Genomic DNA, 15,458 nt, shown 5'->3' with positions numbered 1-15,458 from the left:
GCATTGTGATACACGCTTTCTTCGCTATGGGTCAGGACTCTTTTCCATTAAAATCGCTGTATTTTTCAATAATCCTCGCTATAATATACATTAAATTACAATCCATTCATGCCTCTCATCTCTCTCCGCGCTATCGCAATATGTTGTGATTACAGCTCCATCAGGATTATATAGATACGTCATCAAGAAAGTCGCATTTATGAACGCATCAATCATTAACGTACCAATTGCTAATATACTAGTGACTAATGTACTAAGCACTACAGTCACGTAATCCGGTGAACATACCACCAATCCCAATCCGGTTATGGGGGAAGATCATATGCTGGCTCGATTTAAAAGCGCTTACATTAATCTGGGCATTCATCGTCAGATGCTGCTGCTTATCTCGGCTCTCATGCTGGGCAGCTTTGCCTCCTATTTGCTTGTGCTGAATATGGTGTATAACACGTACGACAATCAGATGTATGAGAAGACATCGGAGCTGCTCAATATGTCTTCATTTGAGATCGAAAATCAGCTCAAGGATATGGAGAACTTATCTTTTCGCGTTGTAACCGATGAGCAACTCCAGCGCTATTTATTCCAGCTTCAGCAGGAGACGTCCATTTACGAAAAGAACGTCATTCGCAAAAAAATCACCAATCGGCTGGTCGCCTTCGCTGGCTCGGAGAAGTTCGTATATTCGATGCTAGCACTAGATCGTGAAGGTGAGCTGATGTTTGCTGGCAATCGAGAAGGTGTACCAGCAGGCATGCGCCCTGAGTTGATTCGGCTAGCACAGCAGCATAGCGGCTCAAATGCCTGGTATGCCGGAGATAAGGGCGAGTTAATCGCTGTTCGTCAGTTCAAGCAGTTCAGTGGCTCCACCTTTACGCTGCATGATCTGGGCACGATTATGATTCGAGTACGGATCGATCGCATCGTACAGGAGCAGGTGGAAAGTAGCTCAGGCAGTCAGCTGATCATCTCAGATGGTGGGAAAATTCTCTATCCCGAGCAGCTTCCGCTCAGTCGCACGATAATCGACGAGGGACTAGGAGGCAGCAAGCCGTACGGTGTGATCGCAGGGAACTCGGAAAGCTACTTCTCCGCGCGCATTCAGTCCCCGTATACGGGCTGGACGTATCTGCATATGACGCCATTTGATTCGATGTTCCAGCGTGTGATCTGGATCAAGCAATTAGTGACGTTTGTATTTATCGGTATTTTCCTGCTGGCATTGCTGCTCGGTACGAAGCTATCTCGTAGCATCACCCATCCGATGGAACGACTGCTACAAAAGATGCGTACCGTGGAAACGGGCAATCTGGATCAACTGGGCGAGCTACCTGCTGATCCAGCGACGACAAGAGCGCAAAATGAAGTAGGGCTGCTACATCGTACCTTTAATCGAATGCTGCGCCGTATTCGGGAGCTAATTGATGAAAATTATGCCAAGCAGCTCGTCATCCGTGAAACCGAGCTGAAGGCACTGCAAGCGCAGATCGATCCTCATTTTCTATATAACACGCTGGAGTCGATTAACTGGATGGCGAAAATGAACAAGCAACCGGAAATTTCGCGGATGGTCGAGGCGCTAGGCTTTCTGCTTCGTAGCTCGGTCAATATGACGGACAAGGTCATTCGGCTGGAGGATGAGCTGGACATCGTGCGCAGCTATGTCACGATTCAGCGGATGCGATTTGAAGAACGGCTAAATTTTATGATTGAGGTGCCGCCTGAGTTAGGAGATACGCTGATCCCTAAGCTGACGCTACAGCCGCTCGTTGAGAATGCGATCCATTATGCACTGGAGCCTAAGATCGAGGCATGCCATATTCGCATCAGAGCATGGAGGGAGCAGGATGCGGTGCATATCGTGGTAGAGGATGATGGGCCAGGTATGACGGTAGAATTTCTGGAGCGTCTGCATCAGGGGCAGGTACAGACGCGTGGGAAAGGCATCGGTCTAACGAATATTATTGAGCGGATTCGCCTGACCTTTGGCTCGGACTATGGGCTACAGATTCAGAGTGAGCCTGATGTATGCACGGCGTTCCATATTCGTATTCCATATAACAAAGGGGAGCTATACGATGTACAAAGTGCTGTTGGTGGATGATGAGCGCATGATTCTGGAGGGTATCTCCAGTGTGGTCGATTGGCAGGCGAGCGGAACAGAGCTGGTCGGCACGGCACGTAACGGGCTGGAAGCGTATGAGCGGATTGCCGAGAAGCGGCCGGACATCGTCATTAGCGATATTTCCATGCCGGGTCTGGATGGGATTGGGCTGGTGGCGAAGACGTATGAGCAATTTCCAGATGTACGCTTTATTATGCTGTCGGGCTATAAGGACTTTGATTATGCCAGACGAGCGATGCAATATGGCGTAAAGCATTATCTGGTCAAGCCATGCAATGAGCAGCAGATCGAAGCGGCGATTGCGGAGTTGCTGTCGGAGCGTGCGGCTGAGCAGGAGCGCGAGCTATTCGTCAGTCGGATGCGCGAGCAGTTTAGCCGGATGCTACCTCAGGTAAAGGAACAGTTTTTGAAGGAATTTATCTCTAATAAAATGTATGGTAGTCGCGATCTTGCCTATTATGAGCGCTTATTCCATATGCAGCTTAGTAATCGCAGCGTGCGCCTGGTGCTGCTACGTGCGGAGAATTCCAACGAGTACGAGCACTTATTTGCCCTCAAAAATATCGCTGAGGATGTGCTGGAGGGCGTGCTCATGGGAACGACGATTCAGCTTCACGATGAGCTATTGCTGCTTATGGATGATCCCGGTGAGGTGACCGGGCTGATGGAGGGGCTAAATCAAGTAAAGGATATATTCGCAGGCTTTTATAAATTAGAGCTCACGGCAGCCGTTAGCGAGGCTGGACGGATGGAGGAGCTGCGGCGGCTGTATCGCAATGCGCGTCAGTATATGACCCAGCGCTTCTATGTGGGCGGCGGCAGTCTGATCACACGTCAGGATGTGGCGCTGAGCGATGGACGGGAACATAGCGGCTTTGAGCTGGATGAAGAGCAATTCACGATGATGATCAGGTCAGGGCAGGTGCAGGAGGTGGAGGCAGAGATTGCTGGACTGTTCGCTACACTAGGCGAGCTACGCCATGATATCGCGGTGACACGCTCGTATGTGCTACAGCTGTATGCGGTGATGCTGCGTCTGTATCCGGAGGATGAACGAAGCGCGCCAACCGCAAGGCTGGCGGAGCTGTCCCGACTGGATACACTGACCGGGCTGCATGACTTTATCCGCCAGGCTGCTGTGGAGCTAACGGGTGGATACTACCGCAGTAATATGAACCGCCAGTCATCGGTCGTGAATAAAATGCTACGGATTATCGAGGAGAATTATGTGAATGCCGAGCTATCGCTGAACGGTGTAGCCAATCAGATGCTGTATATGAACCCGGACTATCTCGGTAAAATTTTCAAAAAGGTGACCGGAGACAATTTCTCACATTATGTGAATCGGTATCGGATCGAGCGGGCAATGGAGCATATTCGGCGCAGTGGCGATGTGAAGGTGTTTGAATTGGCGGAGCTGTTTGGGTTTGGAGGGAATTCGCAGTATTTTAGTCAGGTGTTTAAGAAGGTGACGGGGATGACGCCGACGGAATATCGTAGGTGTGGGGAGTAAGATGCCTGGGGGGAGTGAAGTGGTTTGTGCTCTTAAATTTTTAAATCTCTGAGTCTCTAAATCTTTAAATCTCTAAATTTTTGAATTGCGTGGAATGTTTAGGGAGTTTGTTGGGATGGGGCATCAAGCACTCCGGCAAGGAATAAGGGAACGGACTCGGGTGGAGCCGCGGGAATCTTTTGGAGTAGGATAAAATGAAGATTCCCGCCCCTCCAAAGTCGTCCTTTTTCCTTATTTCCTTGCCTGCGTTCCGTGCTAATCGCATCATTTTTAAAAGCATTAAAAGCATTAAAAGCATTAAAAGCATTAAAAGCATTAAAAGCATTAAAAGCATTAAAAGCATTAAAAGCATTAAAAGCATTAAAAGCATTAAAAGCATTAAAAGCATTAAAAGCATTAAAAGCATTAAAAGCAAGAAGAGCATTTAGAATGGTATAAGTTTTAAGAGCATTGAAAACACAAATGATAACAAGGAAAAGAGGCTTGATGCGATCACTGGATCACTGGGAGGGGGGTAGGCATTTGCTCCTGTGGGGGAAGAAGCAGTAAACAAACGCTTATCTCCAAATGAACTCGAATTGGAGATAAGCGTTTGTTGTGGTGATCGATCATCTTAGTTTGATGGTGTCTCAATTTGGAATTTTAATATAGATGCGAGCGTTATAGTCTTTTGTGATCCAGGTGACCTGGGCGCCGGAGGCTTCGGCTACGAAGCGGAGGTTGACGTAGAAGAGCTGGTCGTCCTGGTTGTAGATTGGGGGTTCGAGCAGGTCGAATTCTTGTCCATTGACATAGGCTTTGTCGGAATAGGCGGTTAGTGTGATGGCGGTATGGTCGTTGGTGGCGGTCACGGATTTTTTGGTGTTGTCCCAATCGACGTTCATATGTAGTTTTTCGAATACGGTACGAAAGGGAACGTAGGTGATGCCTGCTGCCGAGACAACGGCGTGCATGTCTACGTTTTCGTTATTTACATACACTTCTGGCTGTTCTAGGGATGCGTGTGCCTGAGGGGCATGTAGGAGCATACACAGCATTAGAACTGCCAGAATATATATGGATTTACTGAGTTTCATGTAGTAGCCTCCATTGTTCAATCTCATGGTTATACGCTTATAGTATACACTGTGACTCGAAAATGAACAGATGGAGACCAAAATGGAGCGTAGCTGCAATGGATTATTGGCTGGTCGTATCGGATGGGAGCTTGGACAGATTGGGGTCGGTAATATTGATCGTGGCGCTGTCTGTTTGATCGTCCTTGGACCAGTTGACGGTAGCCCCTGTCGATTCAGCGACAAAACGCAGGTTGACGTAGAAGATGCCGTCCTCAGGATTATAGGATGGCGGATTAAGCAATTGCACTTCTTTATCGTTTACGTAGGCTATGTAAGAATTATTTGTTAGTATAATCGTTGTCGTTCCATTCGTAGCAGTCACTGATTTTTTAATATTGTCCCAGTTTACGGTCATTTGTAGCTTTTCAAAGATCGGACGAAAAGGGACATACGTAACACCTATTGTTGCAACAGCAGCATAAATATCTAATTTCTCATGATTGACATAAATCTTAGGAAAGTCACGAGAAGCACTGGCAATATTGGAAATGGGGAGTAGAAGGGTTGCTGCAATTGCAAGAGAAGATAAACATTTGAAAAGCTTCATTTTTTGGCCTCCATCATGTTGTTAATCAACTGCTAGGTTAAGTAGTTATAAAGTAGTTTCGAGCTTTTTTGCTGTCTAAAGGCTACTAAAAATAAACGGCATAGTAAAACAAACAACCCTCCTTTTATTGTAATTACATGAATCAAATTACAATCTCATTATGAAAAAGTCAACATACGATGAAGGATTGAAATGTGCTTTTTTCCGAACAGTTAGGTAGGAGTACAGTACAATTTATCATGGTTTAAGGGATTTCTCGTACATATTCTGCTACCCCACGCCTCTGTTTTTTACACCAAAACCTCGGATTTGTGTATTCATTTGACACTGCGCATCTGCGAAAATAAAAACACGATCATAATGTAAGCGTTAACAAAAACACATAGTAACGACTTCTACATCAGACTCATCGCTAGATTAGATGGTTCATAACGAGAGGGGATAACAAGCATGAAGATGAAAAAGACAGCAGCGATCGCCGTACTGGTAGCCATTTTGCTGATGATTACAGCGTGTGGTAATTCCGGTAGCAGTACAGGCGCAAGCGGTGGCGATCAGGGAGGCAAGACGATTCGGATCGCCTGGTGGGGTTCGGATACGCGTCATAGCTATACGCAGCAGGTGATCGATCTGTACAAAAAGCAGAACCCGGGCGTGAACATTGATGTGGAGTATGCTTCCTTTGATGACTACTGGAAAAAGCTTGCTCCGCAAGCCGCAGCGAATCAATTACCCGACATTATTCAGATGGACATCTCCTACATTAGCCAGTATGCGAAAAATGGTCAGCTGGAAGACCTGAAGCCATACATCGGTAACGGCATCAAGCTGGACGATGTGAGCGAGAGCGTCATTAGCACAGGCATGATCGGCGGCACACAGTACGGGATTCCGGCAGGTGTGAACGTGCTGGGTTACCAGTACAATCCAGAGCTGCTGAAAAAGGCGGGCATTAACGAGCTGCCAGCCGATTGGACATGGGACGATTATGAGAAGCTTGCTCTGCAAGCGAAGGATAAAGGCATCTACTTTGATGAGTCGATGACGGCAGATGTATTTTTCAACTACTACCTGAGAACGAAAGGCGCTTCGCTCTACAATGCGCAGGGCACTGGGCTTGGCTATGAGGATGATGCACTGTTCGCTGACTTCTTTGGTCGTCTAGCCAAGCTGATGAAGGAAGGCGCTACCCCTTCGCAGGAAACATTGAGCCAGAACAAAGGCATTCTGGAGGAATCTGCGGTGGTCAAAGGAACAGCGATCGGTACATGGCAGTGGTCAAACCAGTTTGTCGCGCTGCAAAAGGTATCGGATCGCCCGATGGCACTCGCCCCAATGCTCGGACCTGATATGGAAAAAGGCATTTACATGCAGCCAAGTATGTACTGGGCGATCTCGAAAAATTCCCAATCCAAGGATGAAGCAGCTAAATTCATCGACTTCTGGATTAACAACGAAGAAGCCAACAAGCTGATCAAGGGCGAGCGTGGTGTACCGATCTCCTCCAAGATCAAAGAAGCAATCACGCCAGAGCTGACCGATGCCGAGAAGCAGGTATTCGATTTTGTTAGCAAAATGGAGCCGATCGCTTCGCCAATGAGTCCACCACCGCCAGTCGGCTCTGCTGAGGTAATCGCCAGTCTGTCCGACTATGTGGAACAGATTAACTTCGGACAGATCACAGCCGCCGATGCTGCTACCAAATTCCGTGCAGATGCGAACTCGATTCTATCGAATAACCAGCCATAATCACTGTGAGCAGGATGGCTGTTTGATCGGTAAGCCTTATCGTGAGCAGAGGAACCCGGCGAAGGAAAAAGCGAACGGAAAAGGATGATTTCAAATATTAGGGATACTCTAACACGGGGAGCGATACAAGTGATTTTGCGTCACTGCATCAAGTCCGTTCGCTTAGTGTTTCTCAAAGTTGGGTCTGCTCCAACCGATCAGTTCAACCATCAACAAGTATCAACAACCATCTTAACACGTCATCAACGCAGCCTTTCATACCAGCCGCCGCATAGTCTCGGATGTTGGAGCAGGCTGCGTTATTTTAAACCAACGCTATCTATTACGGGAGGTGCATGGACGTATGCGAAACCATTCGCTCAAAGCCAATCTGACCGGCTATACGTTTATTAGTCCGTTCATTATCGGATTTCTGGCGTTCACGCTGATTCCGATGTTCATATCACTGTATTTATCCTTTACGAGCTACAACCTGTTTAGCCCGCCACGCTGGGTCGGATTGTCTAACTTTGAGAAGATGTTTACGAATGATCCGAAGTATTGGAATTCCGTCAAGGTCACGCTCTATTACGTGTTTATCGGTGTGCCGCTGCGACTGACCTTTGCCCTGTTTGTCGCGATGATTCTGAACACAGGCTCACGCATGATCGGTACCTATCGTACGATCTATTATCTGCCATCGATCATCGGCGGTAGCGTCGCGGTATCGATTATGTGGCGTAATATTTTCAGTGAGCAGGGGATCGTGAACGGCATGCTAATGGCGCTTGGTGCTGCACCGATTCAGTGGTTTGGCGATCCCAATGCAGCACTCGGTATGCTGATTACACTGTCGGTATGGCAGTTTGGCTCGTCTATGCTTATCTTCCTCGCAGGTCTTAAAAATATTTCCGGGGAAATGTACGAGGCGGCAAGTGTGGACGGTGCAAAGCCAGTTCGCAAATTTTTCAGCATCACACTGCCACTACTCAGCCCGATTATTTTGTTCAATCTGATCATGCAGACGATCAGTGCATTTATGACGTTTGTGCCTGCTTATATCATTTCCAAAGGCGAGGGTGGCCCACTGGATGGCACGATGCTGTACTCGCTCTATCTGTTCCGTCAGGCGTTCATGTTTAACAATATGGGTTATGCGTCTGCGATGGCATGGATTATGCTGATCTTCATCGGTGTGATCACCTTCATTTTGTTCAAAACCTCAAAGCTCTGGGTATTTTACGAGTCGGAAGGAGGCCGTTAAGCGATGGATGGACCAAAAGCACAGCAATATAGCACGATTGCAGGTACAGGCATGCAGCGCGGCACCTTGTGGCGTCGTGTTAAATGGCCACTCTACCACATCCTTGTTGGTGCGCTCGCCCTGTTGATGCTGTACCCGATCATCTGGATGTTTTTCAGTTCATTCAAGGAAAGTCGCACGATCTTCACAACAGCGACTACATTGCTACCAGCAGAATGGATCTGGACGAACTATGTAACAGGCTGGAAGGGCATTGGCGGCTATTCATTTGGACATTATATCTGGAACTCACTCGTTATCGTCGTACTGTCCACGCTCGGTGTCGTCCTTTCATCTGCATTGATCGCCTTCGGCTTCGCCCGTCTTCAATTCGTCGGCCGTACGTTCTGGTTCGGTGTGATGATGGTCACGCTGATGCTACCACATGATGTGGTGCTGGTGCCGCAATATATCATTTTCACCAAGCTTGGCTGGCTCAATACGATCTGGCCGATTGTCGTACCGCAATTTTTCGGCGCACCATTTTTCATTTTCTTAATGGTGCAATTTATCCGTACTATTCCAAAAGAACTCGATGAAGCCGCCACCATCGACGGCTGCGGCAAGTTCAGATTATTTCTACAAATCATCATGCCACTGATTAAAGCATCGCTTGCTACCGCAGCAATCTTCTCCTTTTACTGGAGATGGGAAGACCTGCTCGGCCCAGTACTGTACCTTAATTCACCGGACAAATACACCGTGTCGATGGGCCTCAAAATGTTCCTAGACAGCGAATCCGCATCCAACTGGGGCGGCATGTTCGCCATGTCCATGGTAAGTCTGTTACCGGTTATTCTTGTATTCTTCCTGTTCCAGAAGCATATCGTTGAAGGGATTAGTAGTAGTGGGATTAAAGGGTGATTGATGAGCGGTTGAGCAAACTGTTGTTGTAGGGCATCAACCACTTCGAGAAGGAATAGGGGGACGGACTCCTGTCTCGCACAGGAATCTATGGATTAGGAAGAGCAGAAGATGAGTAGATAAAGCCCAGTCCAACAAGACTTTCAAAACAACCTAAAATATTTAAAAAGACCTACAAAAAGCTCTTAAAAGCCCTTAAAAATCTTTCAAAAATGCCACTAAAAATTTGCGTAAAGACGTATGTTATGAGCAGCACGGAACGGAGGGAAGGAAATAAGGGAAATGGACGGACTTTTGAGCACGGGAATCTACATGTTCTACTACTTCATAGATTCCTGTGCGAGACGGGGAGTCCATCCCCTTATTCCTTCCCGGAGTGGATTCTGCTCACCCCACCTACGTCCTACACAAACAAACCATCAAAATAAGGAGGCTCCACCATGCCAGCACTGCATTTCGACGAGCAACACATCAAGCAAATCATCGACCGCGTTGTAGAACGCACCTTTAATATGGACTTCAACTGGGATTGGCCCGGTGGCGTAGCTTTTTACGGCGTATGTGAAGCATATGAAGCGACAGGCAAGCGTGAATATTTGGACAAGCTGCGTGAATGGGTAGACGAGAATATTGCAGATGGCTTGCCGCCATTGTCGGTGAATGGTGTATCGATTGGTCACGGACTACTCACCCTGTACGAAGCGACAGGAGAAGAGCAATATTTGCAGATCGCGAAGGAAATGGCAGAGTTTCTGGATACGAAGGCAGAGCGCTTTGCTGAGGGAGTATTCCAGCATACCGTTAACTCGGAGACAGATATTTTCCCGGAGCAGGCGTGGGTGGATACGATGTTTATGGCGGGCTATTATCTGCTACGTATCGGGCATTTGCTCGGGAATGAGCGTTACTTTGAGGATGGACTACGCCAGTATCATGGGCATGAGCAGCTGCTACAGGATGCAGATACGAATCTGTATTATCATGGCTGGGACAATGTGCAGGGGAATCATATGTCCTCAATCTACTGGGCGCGTGGCAATTCCTGGGCGGCATTAACGATGTCCAAGGCACTGCAATATGTCCCGGTGCAGCATCCATCCTATATGATGATCGATGGTTCGTTACGGGATCAGCTAAGTGCGCTCGTGCGTCTGCAAGCACCGGAAGGGCTATGGCATACGGTATTAGATGATGAGACATCCTATTTGGAAACGTCTGGCTCCGCAGGTATTGCCACGGCACTGCTTATGAGAGGACGACTGTATAATAAATATTCGCAAAAGGCGATCGACGGCATTCTTGCACGTATTAAAGAGGATGGCACAGTCACCGGTGTATCCGCAGGAACCGCGGTGATGAACGATATCGATGGCTACCGTCAGGTTCCTGAGAAGCGCATTCAGGGCTGGGGACAGGGACTGACACTCGCTTTTCTCGCGCAGCTTTTGCGTACCAAACAGGATGTATACGGACAAATGACGAGCAAAACGACAGGCGATATCGAGGCTTCATCCCATACTGAGTCCGTCTCGGGGCATACCTCCGGGCGCGATGAGCTGGCTACGACTAACGCTCCCGATGAAGCAGGAATCGAGACGCATTAAGCACGCATGGGTAGTCCGCACCGCAAGCTATATTGCACCGATCAGTATAAAAGAATATGAACGCATGTCAATTTACGTTAATACGTATGTTATGAGTAGCACGCGAACCTGCATGTTCTACTGCTTCATGGATTCCTGCGCGAGAGGGGATTCCGTTCCCATCTTCCTTACCGAAGTGGAATCTGCTCACTATCCACTAGGTTTTACGCAAATCAGTTGAGATACTGTACATGTTGCAGGCCGCTTTACTCCTTTATGGATAAAGCGGCTTTTTGCCGTGCCGATCTGATCTGGTCATGAAATAGATTGAGCGTAACCGGTACTTTGTATCCAAAGTACCTCTTTTTTGATTCCTAAAATAAGGACTTGTCATTTTGTGATATGGATGCTATAACCAATGCGAATAAGCAAATTGCTTGTTAATGACAAGTATTCGATTGCCCAAATGCGATCTGAAATCAGGTGAGTAGCGAGTCGATAACGCGTCATGATGGGGCATGTCGCAGCATGCAGAGCAGCAAAGCGTTAGATAACGAATGTACCAACAACAAAGATATCGAGGTTGTTATTCGTCTAACAAGCTATTTTTAATACGATATGTTTTGTAATCAAGGGGCTGTTTTTGTCGATTCGTATGCTAGAACTGTACTGCTATGTACAGCATATAAGAGACCATCCACATGACAAAAACGATATGAGCTGAGGAGGCGCAACATGATGAATGATGATGTACAATGGCGAACAATCGGGAAGAAAGGATGGGCTCTATGCTGTGCCCTGCTGCTGTTATTCGTGCAGCTACCTACCTTTACCTATGCCGCAGATGAAGGAACAGATTCAACAGGCATCTCGTTATCAGGAAGTCAGGTGCAGGTGAAGATCGGGCAATATGGAGAGATATCCTCGCTCAAGCTGACCAATGATCTGTTCCCGACGGAATATGTGATGAACAAAACGGTCACCCCTGAACAGGATACATATGATCATCAGTGGATGGGTGAGCTGTTATTCACCTATCGTCTGGATGGGGGCGAATGGCGCAGGGCATCGACCAACCAATCAGATGATGTGCGTCACATTCAGCAGAGCGGACAGCAGGTACAGGTTACGTATGAGCATTCCCGTCATGCTGAGGGCATTCGTGATTTTCGCCTGACGGAGACGTATGCGATCAAGTCGGATGGCTCGCTCGGCTGGACGATTGGCATTGAGAATACGAGCGGTAAGAAGCTGGAGATCGGTGATTACGGTCTACCGATGCCATTTAACGAGCAGTGGAATTATGGAGACGAGATTTATGAGACACGGGTCGTCACCCATGCCTTTATCGCTAACGATAGCTCGTATCTGACGGCGAGTCGTCCGAGTGGATTAGGGCCGTATCTGCTCTTTATGCCGGATGCAGATACAGGGGCAGGGCTAGAGTATCAGGATCGCTGGCGTATTGAGGAGCATCCTGGCAGCAAGTGGGCATGGAATCCAGCGAATGAAGGCAAATGGATCAAAGGACTGAACGTCTTTTACCCGCATTCGGCGGTTATTCGTTCTACGAATCGAGGATACTTGCCCAATACGAGTCTGGTGCTGAATCCGCAGGCAAGCAGTCGATATGGATTTACATTTGCAGCGGTGAAGGACGAGCAGCAGATGAAGCAGACGCTATACGAGCATGGATTGATCGATATGACCGTTGTACCAGGAATGATCGTGCCGACTAATCAGCCGATTCAATTTGACCTGCGTACCCGTCAGCCGATTCGGAGCGTGAAGGATGGCAAGGGGCGTACCATTGCATTGGATCGAACAAAGACGGGAGATCATCATCTATACCGCTGGTGTTTGGATCAGCTGGGCCCGCAAAATGTCACGATTCAGTATGGTAATGGCAAGCGAACGGTGATGCAATTTTATGGCATTGATCCTGTAGATAAGGCGTTGTCCGCACATGCCAGCTTTATGGTTGATCATATGCAGTGGAATGCACCGGGCGATCTGCGGGACAAGGTGTACGATGACTGGATGATGCACACGAAGCAGAAGCGCAATGCCTTTAACGGCAATGTGTTTGATACACCGGAGCCGTGGGGCTGGGGTTGGGGCGATGATTGGGGATTGACGCATGGTCTTTTCCTTGCCGAACAAAATCGATTACAGCCGGTCGCGCGTCAGGTGCAGTCGCTGGATGATTATCTGGAGACTGTAGTCTGGAACAAGCTAATGAAGGATCATCATGACGACTATCTGGTGCGCAACTTCCTGACGGCTGACGAGGGAGCGACACTGACCGATCGCGGCTATGCGTATCCGCATGTGTACAATACGTACTTTGATATGTATCAGATTGCTCGTGATTATCCGGGCTTGATCGCGTACAAGCACGATCCAGACACGTATTTGCTGCGTGCCTATCATATGATGAAGACCCTTTATGATGGCCCAGTGAATTATAGTCTGGCTACAGGCTTGATGGGTGGGCAGACGACGCCAGAGCTAATCGCTGCACTGGATCGCGAAGGCTATGTGAAGGAAGCGGATGATATCCGAGATAAGATGGAGCGTAAATTCGCGAATTTTAGCAGTAATAAGTACCCGTATGGCTCTGAATATTCCTATGACAATACAGGCGAAGAAGAGGTGTACACACTCGCTCGTTCCCAATGGGAAGCCGGGAAGAATACCGATAAGGCACTGGGTATGATGAGCGAGATCAATTCGAAAACGAGAGCCAGCCGTGGGCAAATGCCAGTCTGGTACTACTACGCTGATCCGGTGACGAATACGGGGGATAACTGGTTTAACTTTCAGTACACTACCTCACTGGCAGGCTATACGATGGATGATTGGATTCGTCAGCATCTGGTCGCTGATCAGCCGACACTTGCTGCCGAGCAGCTGCGTCTAGCCTATGCCTCCAAGCTTGCCAATGTGGGCGCGATCAATAGCGGACAGATGAGTACAGATGCTGCTAATATTGGCGCTGCTTCGTGGACGTATCAAGCGGAAAAGGGGAATCAAGGCACCAACGGTACAGGCGGTGGGCACGATGTGCCACTGATGAACGGCTGGCGCAGCATGACCGGTGAAGCGGATCTGGGACTGTTCGGTGCGCTGCGTATACTTAGCGCAGATGTGGCAGATGACCCTATCTTCGGTCTGATCGGTTATGGCGCAGAGGTGAAGGATACCGGAAGAACATATCAGATCACTCCAACGGACGGAGTGTATAGGAAGCTGCATATTTTACCGCTCGGCTTCAATATGGAGCTGGCACGAGATCAATACCGGGCAGCCGAGATCAGTAAGGACAAGCGCAGTCTGCGACTTCAAATGACCAATACGTTCCCGTCTCAGGTTCATCCGACATCGATCGAGCTAAGCGGGCTACAGCGTTCTGCTTACAGCATCAAGGTGAACGGTCAGGCGGCTGGAACGCTAAATGCCTTTGCAGATCGCGTAACCTTGAACGTATATGCACCTGCACAGGCGAATTATACGATTGAGCTAGCGGCAACGACATCAGGTAGTAATGTAGCTCCACAGGTCGATGCCAGAGCCGATCAAAGTGGGGTAGCAAGAGAGCCAGTCTCGTTAACAGGAACCGTGATAGATGATGGACTGCCAGCTGGCCCGCCGCGTGCACACTGGAGCGTTGTAGCTGCACCGAAGGATGCAACGGCTACATTTTATAATGCCGATGCAGCGCGTACTACCGTTACGACAAGCACCTATGGTGCGTATACATTCCGTTTAACTGCAACCGATGGTAGTCTGAGCAGCAGCGATACGGTGACAGTGCAAGTGTACGCTCCACCCGCATTACCGAAGCTACTTGCGGATTATCCATTTGATGAGGGTAGCGGAACGGTGGCAGCGAATACGTATGGTAGCAAGAAGCCGGCTTCTTTACAAAATGGAGCCGCATGGGCAAAGGGCATACATGGTAACGCTGTATCGCTAAATGGACAGGGAGCCTATGTACAGCTACCGGATGATGTGCTCGGTGGCAGTCATGATCTGACGCTCTCGTTATGGACAAAAGCAGAATCATTACAGGATTACAGCTCGCTGTTCGATATCGGTCCGAATCAGTTCCTGTATCTATATCTGGCACCACAGGTAGAAGGACATATGCAATTTGGCATTACGAATAACGGTTCCAATGGAGAGCAGACGATTCAGGCACCTGTGATGCAGACAGGCGTATGGAATCATGTCGCCGTCACGCTGTCTGGCTCTACCGCCATTTTATATGTGAACGGGGTAGAGGTAGGACGGAATGAGCAGATTACCGTTGACCCTGCCACATTTGGCCATACGACAAAAAATTATATGGGCAAAACGCGCTACGATGATCCGCCGTATCATGGGCTGCTGGATGATTTCCGTATGTATAGCCGCGCACTGGATGCTAGAGAAATCGCAGCTCTGGCACATTCAGATAGCAAGCGGCAGTAACTGAGGTAGACGCCAAGCCCATCAGCCACACGATACGATTCTGTTTTCATAGCATACAAAAGCAGCGAATGAGCGACCGTATCACAGGTACGTCCCATTCGCTGCTACTCCATACAATGATGAATGATTGCTACCAATCCAAGGGGTAACCGCATGTACATTAAAGCGGATCAAGCGTGAGTATCGCTTCTTCTGTTCGTT

10 protein-coding genes are annotated in these 15,458 nt (G+C 48.4%); 8 read left to right on the top strand and 2 right to left on the bottom strand.

What is annotated here, in order from left to right:
• Positions 1–322: 322 nt before the first annotated feature.
• The 3 genes from SK066_RS20800 to SK066_RS20790 all read left to right on the top strand — a co-directional run bounded on the left by SK066_RS20800 (position 323) and on the right by SK066_RS20790 (position 4,076).
• Positions 323–2,104 carry a cache domain-containing sensor histidine kinase gene (locus SK066_RS20800; protein ID WP_320542844.1) on the top strand — a complete coding sequence of 594 codons (1,782 nt, stop codon included), beginning with the start codon at positions 323–325 and terminating at the stop codon, positions 2,102–2,104.
• Positions 2,079–3,638: a response regulator transcription factor gene (locus tag SK066_RS20795; protein WP_320542843.1), complete on the top strand. Its 1,560-nt coding sequence runs from the start codon at positions 2,079–2,081 to the stop codon at positions 3,636–3,638. Before SK066_RS20800 ends, SK066_RS20795 begins: the two co-directional genes overlap by 26 nt.
• A 252-nt stretch (positions 3,639–3,890) precedes the next feature.
• Complete coding sequence (locus SK066_RS20790) at positions 3,891–4,076, top strand: hypothetical protein (RefSeq protein ID WP_320542842.1); 186 nt, start codon at positions 3,891–3,893, stop codon at positions 4,074–4,076.
• A gap of 191 nt (positions 4,077–4,267) precedes the next feature.
• Here the strand turns inward: SK066_RS20790 and SK066_RS20785 are convergent, their stop codons facing one another.
• Together SK066_RS20785 and SK066_RS20780 are read right to left on the bottom strand one after the other, a co-directional pair.
• Positions 4,268–4,714: a copper amine oxidase N-terminal domain-containing protein gene (locus SK066_RS20785; RefSeq protein ID WP_320542841.1), complete on the bottom strand. Its 447-nt coding sequence runs from the start codon at positions 4,712–4,714 to the stop codon at positions 4,268–4,270.
• 103 nt (positions 4,715–4,817) lie between these two features.
• On the bottom strand, positions 4,818–5,303 hold the full coding sequence (locus SK066_RS20780) for a copper amine oxidase N-terminal domain-containing protein (RefSeq protein WP_320542840.1): 486 nt from the start codon (positions 5,301–5,303) through the stop codon (positions 4,818–4,820).
• 450 nt (positions 5,304–5,753) lie between these two features.
• On the opposite strand from SK066_RS20780, the gene SK066_RS20775 reads away from it, so the two are divergent.
• From SK066_RS20775 to SK066_RS20755, 5 genes are all read left to right on the top strand, one after another.
• Positions 5,754–7,052, top strand: a complete 1,299-nt coding sequence (locus tag SK066_RS20775; RefSeq protein WP_407673714.1) for an ABC transporter substrate-binding protein — start codon at positions 5,754–5,756, stop codon at positions 7,050–7,052.
• A gap of 343 nt (positions 7,053–7,395) precedes the next feature.
• A complete protein-coding gene (locus tag SK066_RS20770; protein ID WP_320542839.1) occupies positions 7,396–8,295 on the top strand; it encodes a carbohydrate ABC transporter permease in 900 nt (299 codons plus the stop codon).
• A gap of 51 nt (positions 8,296–8,346) precedes the next feature.
• On the top strand, positions 8,347–9,198 hold the full coding sequence (locus tag SK066_RS20765; RefSeq protein ID WP_188776050.1) for a carbohydrate ABC transporter permease: 852 nt from the start codon (positions 8,347–8,349) through the stop codon (positions 9,196–9,198).
• A gap of 440 nt (positions 9,199–9,638) precedes the next feature.
• Positions 9,639–10,802, top strand: a complete 1,164-nt coding sequence (locus tag SK066_RS20760) for a glycoside hydrolase family 88/105 protein (RefSeq protein ID WP_320542838.1) — start codon at positions 9,639–9,641, stop codon at positions 10,800–10,802.
• A gap of 714 nt (positions 10,803–11,516) precedes the next feature.
• A complete protein-coding gene (locus SK066_RS20755; protein ID WP_320542837.1) occupies positions 11,517–15,257 on the top strand; it encodes a DUF5695 domain-containing protein in 3,741 nt (1,246 codons plus the stop codon).
• Positions 15,258–15,458 lie beyond the last annotated feature (201 nt).

Origin of the sequence: Paenibacillus hunanensis (assembly GCF_034055775.1) — a bacterium.
GTDB lineage: Bacteria > Bacillota > Bacilli > Paenibacillales > Paenibacillaceae > Saccharibacillus > Saccharibacillus hunanensis.
This window is presented reverse-complemented; position numbering and strand designations above follow the sequence as displayed.

Coding starts and splice junctions, on each gene's coding strand:
- SK066_RS20770 (WP_320542839.1), top strand. CDS start 7,396: ATGCGAAACCATTCGCTCAAAGCCAATCTGACCGGCTATACGTTTATT.
- SK066_RS20775 (WP_407673714.1), top strand. CDS start 5,754: ATGAAGATGAAAAAGACAGCAGCGATCGCCGTACTGGTAGCCATTTTG.
- SK066_RS20785 (WP_320542841.1), bottom strand. CDS start 4,714: ATGAAACTCAGTAAATCCATATATATTCTGGCAGTTCTAATGCTGTGT.
- SK066_RS20755 (WP_320542837.1), top strand. CDS start 11,517: ATGATGAATGATGATGTACAATGGCGAACAATCGGGAAGAAAGGATGG.
- SK066_RS20760 (WP_320542838.1), top strand. CDS start 9,639: ATGCCAGCACTGCATTTCGACGAGCAACACATCAAGCAAATCATCGAC.
- SK066_RS20765 (WP_188776050.1), top strand. CDS start 8,347: ATGCAGCGCGGCACCTTGTGGCGTCGTGTTAAATGGCCACTCTACCAC.
- SK066_RS20800 (WP_320542844.1), top strand. CDS start 323: ATGCTGGCTCGATTTAAAAGCGCTTACATTAATCTGGGCATTCATCGT.
- SK066_RS20780 (WP_320542840.1), bottom strand. CDS start 5,303: ATGAAGCTTTTCAAATGTTTATCTTCTCTTGCAATTGCAGCAACCCTT.
- SK066_RS20795 (WP_320542843.1), top strand. CDS start 2,079: ATGTACAAAGTGCTGTTGGTGGATGATGAGCGCATGATTCTGGAGGGT.